Origin of the sequence: Vibrio sp. K4 (genome assembly GCF_051122595.1) — a bacterium.
Taxonomy (GTDB): Bacteria; Pseudomonadota; Gammaproteobacteria; order Enterobacterales; family Vibrionaceae; genus Vibrio; species Vibrio owensii.
In genome coordinates, this window is sequence record NZ_CP178578.1 from 380,072 (window position 1) to 394,897 (window position 14,826).

The 14,826-nt window shown below is 44.8% G+C and carries 12 protein-coding genes; 3 read left to right on the plus strand and 9 right to left on the minus strand.

Features of this window, described 5'->3' with window-relative positions; genetic code table 11:
* Positions 1-288: 288 nt before the first annotated feature.
* Positions 289-1,614: a carbohydrate porin gene (locus tag ACLIIY_RS19265; RefSeq protein WP_132698205.1), complete on the minus strand. Its 1,326-nt coding sequence runs from the start codon at positions 1,612-1,614 to the stop codon at positions 289-291.
* Between the two features lie 447 nt (positions 1,615-2,061).
* Here ACLIIY_RS19265 and ACLIIY_RS19270 point away from each other — a divergent pair, with 447 nt between their 5' ends.
* Positions 2,062-3,252, plus strand: a complete 1,191-nt coding sequence (locus tag ACLIIY_RS19270) for a GGDEF domain-containing protein (protein ID WP_038894987.1) — start codon at positions 2,062-2,064, stop codon at positions 3,250-3,252.
* Positions 3,253-3,324: 72 nt separating this feature from the next.
* Here ACLIIY_RS19270 and ACLIIY_RS19275 read toward each other — a convergent pair whose 3' ends face one another.
* Together ACLIIY_RS19275 and ACLIIY_RS19280 are read right to left on the minus strand one after the other, a co-directional pair.
* The gene (locus ACLIIY_RS19275) at positions 3,325-3,606 is read right to left on the minus strand and encodes a hypothetical protein (protein ID WP_038894988.1); all 282 of its coding nucleotides are present in this window, start codon (positions 3,604-3,606) and stop codon (positions 3,325-3,327) included.
* Between the two features lie 139 nt (positions 3,607-3,745).
* Complete coding sequence (locus ACLIIY_RS19280; RefSeq protein ID WP_005434752.1) at positions 3,746-4,030, minus strand: pyrimidine/purine nucleoside phosphorylase; 285 nt, start codon at positions 4,028-4,030, stop codon at positions 3,746-3,748.
* A 220-nt stretch (positions 4,031-4,250) separates the two neighbouring features.
* Here ACLIIY_RS19280 and ACLIIY_RS19285 point away from each other — a divergent pair, with 220 nt between their 5' ends.
* Together ACLIIY_RS19285 and ACLIIY_RS19290 are read left to right on the plus strand one after the other, a co-directional pair.
* On the plus strand, positions 4,251-4,754 hold the full coding sequence (locus ACLIIY_RS19285; RefSeq protein WP_354389961.1) for a DUF2850 domain-containing protein: 504 nt from the start codon (positions 4,251-4,253) through the stop codon (positions 4,752-4,754).
* 405 nt (positions 4,755-5,159) lie between these two features.
* Positions 5,160-7,700, plus strand: coding sequence for a glycosyl hydrolase family 18 protein (locus ACLIIY_RS19290; protein ID WP_434529145.1), 2,541 nt, complete (start codon positions 5,160-5,162; stop codon positions 7,698-7,700).
* A gap of 120 nt (positions 7,701-7,820) precedes the next feature.
* On the opposite strand, the gene ACLIIY_RS19295 is transcribed toward ACLIIY_RS19290, so the two are convergent.
* The 6 genes from ACLIIY_RS19295 to ACLIIY_RS19320 all read right to left on the minus strand — a co-directional run bounded on the left by ACLIIY_RS19295 (position 7,821) and on the right by ACLIIY_RS19320 (position 14,300).
* The gene (locus tag ACLIIY_RS19295; protein ID WP_434529146.1) at positions 7,821-8,675 is read right to left on the minus strand and encodes an alpha/beta fold hydrolase; all 855 of its coding nucleotides are present in this window, start codon (positions 8,673-8,675) and stop codon (positions 7,821-7,823) included.
* Positions 8,676-8,797: 122 nt separating this feature from the next.
* Entirely contained in the window at positions 8,798-9,388 is a 591-nt protein-coding gene (locus ACLIIY_RS19300; protein WP_434529147.1) for a TetR/AcrR family transcriptional regulator, read from the minus strand.
* A gap of 229 nt (positions 9,389-9,617) precedes the next feature.
* Positions 9,618-10,349 carry a Qat anti-phage system TatD family nuclease QatD gene (gene qatD, locus ACLIIY_RS19305; RefSeq protein WP_434529148.1) on the minus strand — a complete coding sequence of 244 codons (732 nt, stop codon included), beginning with the start codon at positions 10,347-10,349 and terminating at the stop codon, positions 9,618-9,620.
* Positions 10,346-11,680, minus strand: a complete 1,335-nt coding sequence (gene qatC, locus ACLIIY_RS19310) for a Qat anti-phage system QueC-like protein QatC (RefSeq protein ID WP_434529149.1) — start codon at positions 11,678-11,680, stop codon at positions 10,346-10,348. The genes qatD and qatC overlap by 4 nt, the downstream gene beginning before the upstream one ends.
* A complete protein-coding gene (locus ACLIIY_RS19315) occupies positions 11,673-12,530 on the minus strand; it encodes a hypothetical protein (RefSeq protein WP_434529150.1) in 858 nt (285 codons plus the stop codon). Before ACLIIY_RS19315 ends, qatC begins: the two co-directional genes overlap by 8 nt.
* 6 nt (positions 12,531-12,536) lie before the next feature.
* A complete protein-coding gene (locus ACLIIY_RS19320; RefSeq protein WP_434529151.1) occupies positions 12,537-14,300 on the minus strand; it encodes a KAP family P-loop NTPase fold protein in 1,764 nt (587 codons plus the stop codon).
* Positions 14,301-14,826 lie beyond the last annotated feature (526 nt).

Below are 14,826 nucleotides of genomic sequence, written 5' to 3' on the forward strand. Positions count from 1 at the left end.
CTTTAAATACGGGCAATAACTGAAAGAATGAAGCGGTTGGCAGTTTCGTTTCATGCCATGAAACTGTTTCATGAGATGGTTATTTCACGCTCAAATGAAACCAAGCAAAGGCATTGATTTCACAACTCTTTAATATCGATTCATGAATCAAAAACGGCGAACGAGAAACAAAAAAAGAGCCGCAAATGCGGCTCAAAATAGGGTTAAGAATGGACAGTTTGGCGCTCAACTGGCTGCAATGAGCGCCATGACTAAATAGAGAGAGTTAAGAGTGTAGTTTGAGATGGCTTACCACCAAGCTTCCCACATCGCACCTAGGCTAACCGTATCTTGCTTAGGATCGTTGTTGGTCGCTTTGTTATCCACTTCACCCACTGTTGCGTAGAAGCGCAGCATCGGACGAGCACCCGCGCCCCAGTCAAACGCGATGTTTTGAGATAGCGTCACTTTCCAACCTGTGTTGTCTTCATCAGCACGTGCGTAGTCAACCATTTGGTAACCCGCTTCTAGCCACGTTGAGTGCACATCATTCCAGAAGTACATCGGACGTACGATCGCACTGTAGTTGGTACGCTCGTCTTCCAAAGCATTTGAGCCGTCAATTGAGTAATCGTGGTACGCCAATAGGTATTCAACCGCAGCACTTTCACCAATGTCTGCGTTACCTTCGAAACTCGCGTAGATGGTTGTTAAGTCTTCTGTTTTCCAGAATACGCCGTTGTCGGCATTGTCAGAGTAACGCAACACTAAACGGTTTGAGCCACTGTCATGTGCACGAGAAATCACCGCACCCAATTGGTACGCGTCAATGTGTTCAGAGCTTTCAATGGCTTCAGAATCAAAACCATAGTTCGCGTAAAGTTCTAAATCAGCAAAGCCCATATCAATGCCGTGCAACTTAGAAGTGAATGCATACGCGCCGCTGTCACCCGTTCCTGCGCCACCCGTACATGAGATAGAAGGGTTCGCTCCCGGAGTGATTTCAGGACTGCAACTGTCAACCGATCCCACCACACCGAAATCAAGTTTAACCGAGCCAAGTTCAAGGTTGTTGATACCACCGCCTTGGCCATCATGCATCATCCAGAAGTAGTCATTGATGCCTTGTTGTGGACGTTGGTGGAAATCACGACCCGCCCAGATGTAAGCATTAGGTTGGCTCTCAAGCACATTGGTTACGCCTGCGTACGCTTTTTTCACGTTCACTTCGTCGCCCCAATGGTCGAACATCACCACCACATCCCAGATCGCGCCGCTGTCGCTCTTGAATGCTTTACCAAACTGGAATTCGCCGCCGTTGCCTTCGTTACCCAAACGACCAATTGCCGATGATCCGTTGAACGAACCATCCACCATTACGTACTTCTCGTCGCCAGCTTGGTAATGTGCGCCATAACGCGCATAACCGGAGAAAACAACGCCAAGTGGAATCTCGATTTCTGGAGTAAGAACAGCAGGTTGCTGGTTGTCCACATAAGTTGGGTCAATGCGATTTTCCAACTCCTGAATTCGTTTTTCCAAAGCTTCTACATCAGAATCGGCAGCAAAAGTTGAGAGAGAAGCAAGCGAAGTGGCCACTGCAAGAGCGAGAGGTAAAACCTTTAAGTTTTTCATGTGATTTCCCTAAGTTTTTTGTAGGTGTAATTATTTCAATAGGGATCTTAAGGAATGAAACGTTTGAAAAGCCGCTACCGCTTCACATGGCAATCGTGTTCAAAATGACATGAAACAACGCATGAAACTCAACATGATTTTTCTTACTTAAAATCATACACTTATAAACAATCATTTTGTCGTTCACATTTTGAAATCGCTTTCATTTCACCGAATTGTTTAAGTGCTATCACGTAAATCTGTTCAAAATAAGCGCAATTTATGCCTGATCGTATGAAACGTTTCATAATCCTGAAAATTTTCACACACCGTAAATTTCTTACAAATTCAATAACTCACACCAATAGTAAACATGACTCATATCACATTTAAACGCTTTGCTATTCCATGTAGCACTAAATTACCACCTAGAATAGGCACTAAGTAATTCTTAAGTAGGGAAACATAATGTCGAAATTGGCCGGAGCACGCCTAGAGGAAATGGCGGATATCCGATCGACAAGAAAGAAGAAGATCGTATTTCTCTGTTCTAGCATTGCCACCGCATTCTTAGCGTACGGGTCCATCGTTCACTATCTGCAAGGGAATTGGGGACTCAGCTTATTAATCGGGCTGTGCTCTATTGCGTGTCTCACCATCAGTTATCTGATTAAGGTTCGAGGTCATCACCAATACGCCGACTTGTTGCTCACAGGCGTGTTGATGTTCGATGGTCTTCTGTTGCTGCTTTATAACGACGCGCCATCGGGTCGCCTGTTGTGGCTTTACCCTATTGTTGCCGCCATTATTCTGATTAACGAATTCAAAGTCGGTTTGCTGTTCAGTGTCACCTACACTCTCATCATCTTTTTCGGTTTAACCTTTTTAGAGAGTGTGCCAACCGCCAGCGAAATGACCGAACGCCGCTTCATGTTCACCCTTGTGGCGATTTGCTTTGTTTGTCATACCTTCTCTTACTACTACTCAAAAGTAGTGAACTACATTCAGACCCTTTATCGCGAAGGGATTGAAGAACTCGCCTATCTCGACCAATTAACGGGCCTTGCCAACCGTTGGAGCTTTGAAACTTGGGCGCGCGCGAAACTAGAAGAATTAGATCAAACTCAAAACAATACCGTCACTGCTTTGGTTTTCCTCGATATCGATAACTTCAAGCACATTAACGACAACTACGGACACGATGTCGGCGACCGAGTGTTAAAACACTTTGCGACACGCCTGAAAAACAACATTCGTAATAAAGACAGAAAGACGGATAAGCATGACTATTCGATTGCGCGCTTTGCTGGGGATGAGTTTGTGTTGATGCTTTACGATGTGCGCTGCAAGAAAGATTTAGACCGAATCATGGATCGCATCGTCAACTTGTTCCAAAAAGGCTACCACTCGGAAGACAATATCAACGAGCTAACCATGAGTATTGGGGTAGCGATTTACCACCAAGATGCCAATGACCTATCTGAGCTAACACGCTGTGCCGATAAAGCTATGTACGCAGCCAAGCACACAGGCAAAAACCAGTACGCGTATTATGAGCACTGCTCACACGCAGAAGAGTTGCGCCATCAAAGGCATTCTTTGGTTGGAGCAATGGGCAGTGAAAACGTCACGTCTCTTCAACGTGACGCAAGCTTGTAAGAAATGTCGATTGGCGTGTATTTGCGAACTGGCTTGTACTTGCGAATAGAGGAAAGGCAACACCCACTTACATTAAGCGAACATGTACATCGCCCACAAACCGCCAAGTAAAAAGGTGAGCAGCCATATCACTTGGCGTGTTTTACTCGGTTTGTCTTCTTTTGGTGGAATAACAGGCTTGAGCGCTCGCTCTTTTATTTTACCGACCAAGCTGTTTTCGATCGCACGCTTATAGAAAGCACGGCGTTTTTGAGCTGCATTGGCCACTTTCGTAAAGCGATGTCTCTGTTCTGTTGTAAATTCTGTCGCCTCATAGCGAGGAGGGAGATCAGAATGTTTAGGTTGTACTGCCATCACTTCCTCCTTGTTGATGGGTGCACCTATCTTAAGTATATACAAAGTTATCAGTTTGTTGCTAAAAACCTTTACGTCTGAACAAGATGCATGAAAAAAGCCACCCAAAGGTGGCTTTCATTTCAATTCTGTTTGTCTCTTATAGATACTCACACAAGTACGCCGTTGCGTCTTTTACTTGCAGCTCAAATGATGAGTTGCCTTCTACCTCAAAGAACTCACCGCTGTTGTATGTTACCCAATCAACGTCGCCGGCTTTCTTTACGATCAATGCACCTTTGACAACGCTCATGCGCTCTGGCGCTTGAGTGCCAAACGTATACTCACCTGGCAACATCACACCAACACTTACGTCCTGTCCTTGTTGGTTAAAACCCAGTGACTTTACGCCACCAGCAAAATAACTGTTTTCCTTAATACTCATTATTGGTTTCCTTATCAAAAATCAGCTCTTTTTTACCCTGTTTCGGTTTACGACTCAAGTCTCTACATTGACCTTTCGTTAAAGGCTAAATTCTCAATAACTGTGTTTCGGAATGTAAAAGTGGACATCAGATCATAATTTCACCGTCTCAAAGGCAAGATTGTTTGTTTTTGCGGCTCAAGCTTCTCACCATAATAAAAAAGGAAAGTAAGCAGGGATCATGACCACCACACCGCGCCGTAAACGCAATCAGAAGCCAGAACCGCAACCCTCATTTTGGGCTCGTCATCAGTTCAAAATCATTAAAGGGGGCTTTGCTCTGTTCGGCTGCACATTGGCTGGTGTGATTAGCTATCAGCTTTATGCTTCTTATTTGGATTACATTGATCCGGATAAAGTCTATGGGGAATGGATTGAGATTGGTGCGCCACCATATCAAACCGAGCAGCTTTCTTTTACACCCGACGGAGTTTTTCGTAACCATCGCCTCATCGCAACGCAATTCGAGTTTGACGGCAAAGTGGTCACCCTCAACACAGGATTGGGAATGACAGAGTACCAGCTGTCCGGCTCCCACCTCTCTCCACAAATTCGCCGCATCGAACCACGCTTGCCCGATCAACGTTTTATTCTCAAAGGCTATGAACACACTGTTCAAGGTTCAGAAACAGGAGCAGCGTCGAAACGTCGTGCCGCTCTGAGTGAACATTTCAGCCGCAAATAGCTTTTGATCTATCAATTAGCCTTCGCCTACAAATCGCTTTTCCCAACAAAACATCTTCTGTATACGAAACAAGCACTTTTGCCCGTAACCTGCTCTATTGCAGAATAAAAATTTAATTTCACTCGCAAAATAACGCATGCGAACTGAGTAAGCGATTAATTAAACACATGCAAAATATTTATAAAATCTTGGCTCGATATTGAATTTTCACTGCAAAAGTATGTTTCTTGTAGTGAGATTTAGGTAACACGGTCGAAACTTGATTTATTTTTTTTTGAAAAAAAATAAGCCTCTGAAATGCTCAAAGGGATGCTTTTGCACAGTGTGTGAATTGGTTGTCTTTTCTGTCGCAGGAGCAGCTTATGTTCGTCAATGAACATGAATTCAAGGATTGAGAGAGAAGTTATGATTCGATTTAACCTATGTGCAGCTGGGGTTGCCCTAGCATTATCTGGCGCTGCAAACGCGGCTCCTACCGCACCAAGTATCGATATGTACGGTTCCAACAACCTGCAATTTTCTAAAATTGAGTTGGCAATGGAAACCACATCTGGCTACAACGACATGGTTAAGTACCATGAACTAGCCAAGATCAACGTGAAATTCAACCAGTGGAGCGGCACATCTGGCGACACTTACAACATCTATTTTGATGGTGTTCAGGTTGCAACTGGCCCTATCACTGGTAGCCAAACCACAGCGTCGTTTGAGTACGGCCAAGGTGGTTTGTACCAAATGGAAATCGAAGCGTGTGATGCAACAGGCTGTGCCAAGAGTGCACCTGTGGAGATTACTATCGCAGATACCGATGGTTCTCACTTACCACCTCTAACCATGAATGTTGACCCGAACAACAAAACCTACAACACAGACCCAAGTGTCGTGATGGGTACGTACTTTGTTGAATGGGGCATCTACGGCCGTGATTACACTGTCGACAACATGCCAGTCGACAACCTAACGCACATCCTTTACGGCTTCATTCCAATTTGTGGTCCAAACGAATCGGTGAAATCGGTTGGCGGTAACAGCTTCAACGCACTGCAAACAGCGTGTCGCGGTGTGAACGACTACGAAGTGGTTATCCATGACCCATGGGCAGCATACCAAAAGAGCTTCGCGCAAGCAGGCCATGAGTACAGCACGCCGATCAAGGGTAACTACGCAATGCTAATGGCGTTGAAACAACGTAACCCTGATCTAAAAATCATCCCATCTATCGGTGGTTGGACACTGTCTGACCCATTCTTCGATTTCGTTGATAAAGCCAACCGTGACACGTTTGTCGCGTCAGTTAAGAAATTCCTGAAAACGTGGAAGTTCTACGACGGTGTGGACATCGACTGGGAATTCCCTGGTGGTGGCGGCGCTGCAGCTGATAAGGGCGACCCAGTAAACGATGGCCCTGCATACATCGCATTGATGCGTGAACTGCGTGCAATGCTTGATGAACTAGAAGCAGAAACTGGCCGTACTTACGAGCTAACTTCGGCAATCGGTGTAGGTTACGACAAAATTGAAGATGTTGATTACGCAGACGCAGTTCAGTACATGGACTACATCTTCGCGATGACATACGACTTCTACGGCGGTTGGAACAACGTTCCTGGTCACCAAACAGCGCTTTACTGTGGTTCATTTATGCGTCCTGGTCAGTGTGACGGCAGCGGCGTTGATGAAAATGGCGAACCGTACAAAGGCCCAGCTTACACGGCTGACAACGGTATCCAACTACTACTAGCGCAAGGCGTTCCTGCGAACAAACTGGTTCTAGGTACAGCAATGTACGGCCGTGGTTGGGAAGGCGTGACACCGGATACGCTAACCGATCCAAATGACCCTATGACAGGTACTGCAACAGGTAAACTGAAAGGCAGCACAGCTCAAGGTGTTTGGGAAGATGGCGTGATTGACTACAAAGGCATTAAGTCATTCATGCTAGGTGCGAACAATACGGGTATCAACGGCTTTGAATATGGCTACGATGCTCAAGCAGAAGCACCTTGGGTGTGGAACCGTTCGACTGGAGAGCTGATTACATTTGATGACCACCGCTCTGTATTGGCAAAAGGTAGCTACGCAAAATCTCTAGGTCTAGCAGGTCTATTCTCTTGGGAAATTGATGCAGATAACGGCGACATCCTGAATGCAATGCACGAAGGTATGGCAGGCAGCGTCGTTCCCCAACCAAACCGTAAACCAACGGCAGCAGCAGGTGCAGACCAAGCAGTAACAGGTCCTGCAAGTGTTGTACTTGATGGCAGCAACTCAACAGACTCTGATGGCACAATCGCAAGCTACGCTTGGGAACAAGTCTCTGGTACTGCAGTGGCGCTATCTGGCGCGAACGCAGCGACAGCAAGCTTCGATGTAGCAGAAGTTGCCGTTGAAGAACAGCTAACGTTCAAGCTAACTGTCACTGATAACGAAGGTGCAACCGCTTCTGATCTTGTTGTAGTAACGGTTAAGCCAGCAGGCGTGATTGATCCACCAAACACTGCGCCAGTTGCACAGGTTTCTGCACCAGCAACAGCAAACGCAGGTGACGTGGTTGTGATAGACGCTTCGGCTTCTAGCGATGCAGACAACGACACGCTAACGTTCGACTGGACGCTACCTCAAGGTCTAAACGCAACGGTTAACGGTGCAAAAGTCACGTTCACAGCAGCAGAGTACCCACAAGACACTAGCCTAAGCTTCACTGTAAGCGTAAGCGATGGTCAAGCGGCATCTACAGCGACAGCAACCGTTGTTGTTGCAAAACACACCACAGGCGGCGGTACATGTACTAATGCTTGGGATGCTGGCACAGTTTACAACGGCGGTGACCAAGTGACACACGCTGGTAAGACTTGGGAAGCGAAATGGTGGACTCAAGGCCAAGATCCTAGCCAATCTGGCGAATGGGGAGTTTGGAAAGAAGTTGGTCCAGCTAACTGTAACTAAGCCACTGCTAAAAAGCGTTGTGATTCAACATCACCCTCTTTTAATAGGGTTATAAAAGAAAAGGACAGCTTCGGCTGTCCTTTGTTGTTTCATCAGAATCTAGGGAATGCGTTTCAATAATCAGCTTGCTTCAATTAAACGATCGAAGCTCTGGAATACCTCATCACACTTCATCACGCGTCCATGGCCTTGCCCTTGGGTCGTCACCAACTCCACTCGCTCAATCTCACTTGCCGCCTGCGCAGATACGCTGTGCTTAGTAAACTTGTCTTGCTCATCGTGAACAATGATGGTTTTCGCTTCACGTTCGGCTAAGCGTCTCTCTGGGTCAATCGACTGCAATGGGTAGTTAAACTGATCTTCCACTTCCGAAACCACGGCTTTGAACAGCTTCATTGAATAACCCGAACGAGCAATGCTGCCAAACAGGTTTTCAACGTAATTCAATACTGGCGCAATCAATAGCAAAGGCTTGTTTTCTAATTTGCTGTGACGGCACTCTAATGCCGACGCCGTTCCCATACTGTGTCCAACCAAACCGGCCACGTCTTCCACCGAATCCAACACATCCTCTAGGCCACGAACAAACGCAGGGATGTGCCCATACTGACCATCACTCTCACCATGCGCAGGATGGTCATATGCGAGTGCGGTGTAACCCGATGCGGCAATGTGTTCCATCAGTGGGTAAAACTGGCTTGCTGTCCCCGACCAACCGTGAGTCAACACCCATACCGGACCACGACCAAGCTGATAGGTTTTAATTGCCCCAGCATGGCCTTGGATTTCACTTTTGATAAGCCCTTGTGGCTCGGCATTTTTTGGCTGCGTACGCGCAGGAGTAAGCAGCAATTTTCGCGCAGTCTTTTTTGCGTGTGACGGTGCTAGCGTGTGGTGCAAACGCGTGCTGATGTTGATTAAACTGCGCTTTACACTGAATTTGTGCGAAGTATTGAAGTAAATTTTCTCACTCATGATCGTTTCCTTAGCTATCAGCTTTGCACAAAATAGAACGGTCGTGCTTTTTAAGCTGATAAGAAAGAGCGCTCTCCGTCGCCCTTTGTTATGAATCTCTTACTATGCCCGTTACCGCGGGGCTAGCGCTTCCATCGAATAAACAAGTTATCGATGCCTTGCCAGAACAATCTCTGGCTCTCTTCTTCCCCTTTGATCGAGTAAAATACGTGTGCACTTAAGTACTGCCCGTATAGATCAAAGGTCGCTTGTCGCGTATCTAAGTCCGCCACAAACTCTTGGTTTTCTTTGCCTTTCTTGATCTGAATTTCTAGGTAATTCAACCAATTATCAATTGATTTACGCAATGCTGCTTGCAACGCACAACCTTCTTCTGCGGTGTCGTTCCAAGCATCGAGGAACATGCAACTGCCTTGAAAAGAGTGGTTCCACGTCATCCAAGCATCCAACAACCCACGAACTTTACGCTCGATGTTGCTATCACCCAACTCACGCGCTGGCGCAATTACGCGCTCAGCAAACACTTGGTTGGCAAACTCCAATACCGACAGCTGTAAGTTCAGCTTGGAATTGAAGTGAGCAAATAGGCCGCTTTTCGACATACCACACTGCTTTGCAAGCTCACCAATAGTGAGGCTTTCCAACCCGTTTTCACTCGCGAGTTGGAATGCACGCTGCAGTATCAGCTCTTTGGTTACTTTTCCTTTTTTCATAAATACAGTTTTAGCACGGTCGTACTTTTTTGCAAATCACCAATTTACTGGTCAAACCATCCTATATGTAGGGAAAAGTTTCATTAGAACTATTTCCACCAAGTTGAAACTCTGACGAGATTCGGTCACAACTAACTATTAGTATTGCAAAAGTTAGTGAATGAAATATCCAGATCTAGAATTTATGTTCCCAATGACCACGACAGCATCAAAACTCCGCCTTGGGTCGCTATTTAGTGGTAAGCAATATACGTAAATTATTCTTCAACTGTTTAATTACATCTGTGTATGACAATTCCCATTCCTCAGACAGGTGTTGAATTACTCTATCAACATCTGAGGGGAACAATACTTGCCCTGAGACTTTTGCAAATGGTCCATCAGTCTCCAACAGCACTTTTTGTCGTGGTATCCAAGATACGATTCGTTTTCCTCGTGCGGAGGTCAACATGGCTGGACCTATAGAGAAATAGCAACCTAGCTCAACCGCTTTTAACAGCTGTTTTTTTGTTCCCAAGAACCAGTGCAATATTGACGTACCTGCATTGGGATGCTTTTGGAGACAAAGTAGAGTTTCTTCAACTGCATTTAGGCTATGAATGGTCAGAATTTTATCATTGAACAACTCACACTTTTTTAAAATGTGATTAAAAACCAACAATTGATCATCAAAATGCTCTCTCCAGCCTTTTGAGCCATCCAGTCCGATCTCACCAATATATTTAGTTTGCTCTATAAGTCGATCGAAAACCGATAGTTCATTCTTCCTTAAATGAGCTAGTTGAGGATGTAATCCCAAAGCAGTTTTGCAGTGCTTAAGTCCTTTTGTAAGATTAACAGTACCTTCGAAGGCTGAAGGCACTGTTGTTACAGATAATACGTAATAGCTTGAGCGCTCAATGTCATCCAATACCTTCTCATGCTCGGGGTATAGGTCAACGTGGCAATGCAAATCCATCATGATGTTTTGTTTGCCTGTATAAATACGTCAACTTCCATCAAGCCACGCTTAATCATTGCCTCCAAAGCATTACGTACAGACTTATTTAGTGGGATGGGACCAGATTTCCGTAACCAAGATTTGTAACTATTGGTTTGCTTCAACCGGATAATGGCGGTTTGAACAGCTTGCAGGTCGTCTCTTGTACCCTTTTCTTTAACTAGTGTTTTCAATCGGTTTGTTTTATATGGTGCATCTGCATCAAATCCAGCATGATGTACTGATGCTCTTCTAATTAGACAAGGTACGCAGTGCCCACATTGTATATGCTCTCTGTGCCAGTGGCTGCATGAAACGCTTAGCGGTACGGCTTTTTTGATCGCGTTTTGGTCAACGCACTCAGCCAGCATCTCGCCCTTTGTTTTAAACTGATAAGGGTTTACGAATTTGATGTCAAAACCTATACGCGTCAGCAATTCTTCCAATCTCTGCAAGAAGTTGGGATGTGTAGTTCTCGTACTGTGGCTTCCTATTCGCCTTCTAGTTAGCGGCGGGTTGATAGAGATATAGCCATTCTCAGGAACGACAATCGTTTTAATACAGGCATCACTGTTAGCACTTCTTAGTGCGGAAATGCCCAATACGGCCATCGCCAAGAAATTAAAGCTTCTTCCTCGCATACTTATGTCAGTTTTGCCTTCGCATAATTTAGTGATGCGAGGAGAGATTGAATAGGATAGATCTGCAAATGGCGAAGATAACAAAGTTTTAATTTCTTCTTGTTTTGCACCATCTCCACGATAGGCGTGACTTACTAAGAGAGGCTTATAGTCTGACTCTCCATTAAGGATATCAATAGCACCCACAGCACTATCAAGACCGCCAGAAAATAGGCAAACAGCATTTTTCCCTAGAAGAGTTTTGGCTTTATGTTTAGCCTGCTTACTTGTCTTAGGTTTAAGCATTTCCATTGATGTCTGCTCAAAAGTGAATATCCATTGATCGCCAGTAAGAAAATTCAAAATTGAGCTCAATTCAGAACCCTCTGCATCCCATATGTTCGGATCACTTACTGGGATGTGAAGGTGCATTTGCCTTGACCAAGCATTCTCTGCCTTTTCTCTTAGCTCAAAAGTATCAGCTGCGGTAACAGCGGAAGCAATTGTGATCAAATCAATTGCCTTGGGCTCAACAGTAACTCCCAAGTCTCTTACTGTTTGCAGTAGCCCTCTGGAAGCTAAGCTGTGTTTTTTTTCATCATATTCGTGAGTGTGGAAGAGTTGTACTGGGTGGCATGACTCTGAATATTCAGGTAGTTGGTTTGGATTATCATTGAAGTAAAATTTAGTCATCGAAACTCTCCCATTCTTCAACTGTCATTGCGATGGCATCAGCTTGAATCTTAGTAATGTTATTTCTGGTGATATTGCTAGGGTTGCCATTAGTGACCTTGTCTAGCTGCTCCTGAGCTATTACCTTGATAAGCTCTCGTAGCTCAACTTCCATGCTATGGTGCTTGCTAGCAGGTTCTACGTGGAACCAAGCCTTACCCATGCCTTCAACCACATCTTGGAAAATCAAGTCAGTTAGATAACAGCCGATGGCTTGTTGGATAACTTCTTCAGTAAAACTATTTGGATCGAAATCTTCGGTATCTGGTAGGGCTTCTTCCAGCGCGTAATCTAAAGCAATTCTCACAGAGTCTGAGTCAGCATTATCAGGAGCTAAATGTGAAGCAATTCTATCAATAGCTTGGTCAGTGGATAGGCCTTTCAAGTCATTTAAAGAGAGGCTTTGGTTGTTGACTGTAACAGTGTCTCCACGCATCACTCCAAGTAAACCAGTACCAGCCGTTATCCCACTAGCCAATCTTCGGCTTGTGGTTTTTCCACCACCAGAGCCTTTTTTAGAATAACTCTTTAGTGCTCGCCTTAGATCTGAGCTTGAACCTCCGACCTTGGCATAATTCCCGAATTCTCTTCTAGCTCCTGCAAAACGGTTTGCAGGACTGGCGGTACCAGATGGTTTGCCGATTTCCTGCTGAACTTTTTCATTGTCGATTTCCTTGTCACCTTGATTTTCCCCGTCCGGGCCACCAATATCTTGAGCTGGCTCAATTGATACAGGCGAGCTTTCTTCAGCCCATGACGGAATGAGTGGGCTCTGATTGTTAGGACCAGTTGATGATGCTGAAGTACCCATTTATACCTACTTTTCTAATTCCTTGATAATTACATTCAACCACCTTTGCTTTGGCAGTCCCTTGACGTAAGTTAGTAGCGCCTTTTTACACTTAGGCTCTTCAACAGCTAGTAGTCTCGCGCCATATATGCCTGGAGGAGCTTTTGACCAATCGCTTACAGTCCTGAAGTTTTCAATTAGTCCATCCATCACAGCTAAATAATCTTCTCTTGGGGTCGCTGCTATCGCATTTTGGTTTGTATGGCTTAGTCTTTCCGTTTGTTTCATTAAATCCTTCACAAGCTTTTGAGCAGCGCCGGACATGACTGCATTCACTAGGCCCATGGGGATACTCTCTCTACTTAAGTATGCCGCTGGGGTCAGGTTCACATTTGCAAACATCGGTGGTAACTTCGACCACTTGTCAAGAAAAGCTAAATCTAGCTTCCACTCTTCTGGTAAATCCATATCATCGAATTCAATTTCTGGATCTTCCAATTGAGCCAGAATCTTGGGAGAACCACTCTCTGCATCAATCAACTGATACAGTTTGTTTGTTGCTTGAGTCCCTAAGCAACGCTCAAATATCACCAATTTAGTAATGGTTTTCTCATCCAGCTGCATACCACGACGAAGCGCTGTTTTTCTTCTCATTTTCACCTGATTTAAGAGGCGTTTAACAATTCGAGGATTCCCATTTATATTGGAGGACTCTGCGAGCAATGGAGCAAGTTGTTCGGCCACGATGAACTTACTTCTTAGTTCATCCTTACCCTGAACATCTTGAACTTTATCAACGTCCAAAAGCTCATCGACTGATATAGGTGACTGCTTCCAAGATAGCTGAAGAGACTGCTCTAGGCTTTCCCTAAGCCCCTCAAGCTGGTCACTCTTAACGCCATGATCTTGAGCTGTCAACATCATCAGGTAAGCTCTGATTTCTAGAGTACCGGGTCTTGGAACGTGTACAGGAATTTGAATTAATTTATCTAGATAGTCAGTTTGGTGACGCTGCGAAGCTCCCTTGTGATATTCCGGCACAGCTAAGCGGATCATATCTTCGTCCGCCGCAATCACAAATGCTGTATTTGGTAAAAACAAAAATAACCGTATTGCTTCCAGCGTCGAGATGGCATTGAATGGTGAGCAACGATCCAAGTTATCGACATAAACTATGAGTGGTCTATCAAATTCACTCAACAAATCTGAGTATGCTTGGCGGAACTCTTTAATTTCTTTTGGAGGGGAGAAAGTCTTTTTCGAACTTACGGCTCCTTTACTCTCTTTCGATATCTGCTTCGCACCATCTAAAGCATCCTTGGCATCTCTAAAATCTAGTTCGCCATTCTCGCCACCAGTAAATAGCCCCATTAATTTTTGAAATCCACCCATGGTAGGGACGCCAGCTAGGGCTGCACCTCCATCCATTAACAGTCCCAAAGACCTAATAATGTCAACACGTCCTGCAAAAGCCTTCGCCTTTTGACTCAAGCTGGCATTGTCTTTCGCTTGCTTAACCAAGGTCGATGCAATTGTCTCCAGTAGCGCTGCTTTTGCATCGTCATAACCCTGATACATCCAAGCATCGAAATGGACTTGAATGTAGTCTTCCTCCTCTTCAGATATTGACTTTTTGGTCAATTCTAAGATTGTTGACTTACCTGCACCCCAATCACCAAAAACACCAACAGAGATTGGCATCAATTCTTTTTCGGTGACTAGGTCCTTAATCGACTCAGCTGTCTCACTAAAATTTAAAAAATCTAGTGAGGATTCTTTATCAGACCACATCTTAACTCCATTACAGCATTAGTTTGATTGTTCAAACTTTTTGTGAAAGCGATATGCCAGAGAGTTCTCTGTGGCCTTTTAGCTTTCGTATTTGCCCTTATCTTTTATGGGGACTATGTAGTGGTAATTCAACTATATGAATACATTGATTTTAGAAGGAATTAATCCTCGCGAAACTGTACAGATTTGGTCAAAAGGTACGGTTTAGGGGGAGAAACATGACCGATATCCCTTGCTCTTTATCCGCTCTATATCGGAGGACAATTAAGCTTTATCACAAAAGAGCTAGCCAAATCCATGAGTCCGAGAGTTTGTTGCCCAAACTAATTTTATGAATGTTTCTTGTGTTCTAAACACGCCTCAGGGTACAAACGTATTGGTCGTACCAGAAAGAGTCTGCCAAGATCTGCTGACACGTTAGTGGACAAATGTGAGTTAGGTATACCCAAGTGACTTGCAGATACAAGATTCAGATCGTGAGCATTAATTCGAGTTCATGGAAATAACTCCGTGTAATAGACAACTC

What these genes read in the sequence shown, in the direction of transcription:
- ACLIIY_RS19275 (WP_038894988.1), bottom strand. Translation starts at nt 3,606, where the DNA reads ATGGCAGTACAACCTAAACATTCTGATCTCCCTCCTCGCTATGAGGCG.
- ACLIIY_RS19270 (WP_038894987.1), top strand. Translation starts at nt 2,062, where the DNA reads ATGTCGAAATTGGCCGGAGCACGCCTAGAGGAAATGGCGGATATCCGA.
- ACLIIY_RS19290 (WP_434529145.1), top strand. Translation starts at nt 5,160, where the DNA reads ATGATTCGATTTAACCTATGTGCAGCTGGGGTTGCCCTAGCATTATCT.
- ACLIIY_RS19300 (WP_434529147.1), bottom strand. Translation starts at nt 9,388, where the DNA reads ATGAAAAAAGGAAAAGTAACCAAAGAGCTGATACTGCAGCGTGCATTC.
- qatC (WP_434529149.1), bottom strand. Translation starts at nt 11,680, where the DNA reads ATGACTAAATTTTACTTCAATGATAATCCAAACCAACTACCTGAATAT.
- ACLIIY_RS19315 (WP_434529150.1), bottom strand. Translation starts at nt 12,530, where the DNA reads ATGGGTACTTCAGCATCATCAACTGGTCCTAACAATCAGAGCCCACTC.
- qatD (WP_434529148.1), bottom strand. Translation starts at nt 10,349, where the DNA reads ATGATGGATTTGCATTGCCACGTTGACCTATACCCCGAGCATGAGAAG.
- ACLIIY_RS19295 (WP_434529146.1), bottom strand. Translation starts at nt 8,675, where the DNA reads ATGAGTGAGAAAATTTACTTCAATACTTCGCACAAATTCAGTGTAAAG.
- ACLIIY_RS19320 (WP_434529151.1), bottom strand. Translation starts at nt 14,300, where the DNA reads ATGTGGTCTGATAAAGAATCCTCACTAGATTTTTTAAATTTTAGTGAG.
- ACLIIY_RS19285 (WP_354389961.1), top strand. Translation starts at nt 4,251, where the DNA reads ATGACCACCACACCGCGCCGTAAACGCAATCAGAAGCCAGAACCGCAA.
- ACLIIY_RS19280 (WP_005434752.1), bottom strand. Translation starts at nt 4,030, where the DNA reads ATGAGTATTAAGGAAAACAGTTATTTTGCTGGTGGCGTAAAGTCACTG.
- ACLIIY_RS19265 (WP_132698205.1), bottom strand. Translation starts at nt 1,614, where the DNA reads ATGAAAAACTTAAAGGTTTTACCTCTCGCTCTTGCAGTGGCCACTTCG.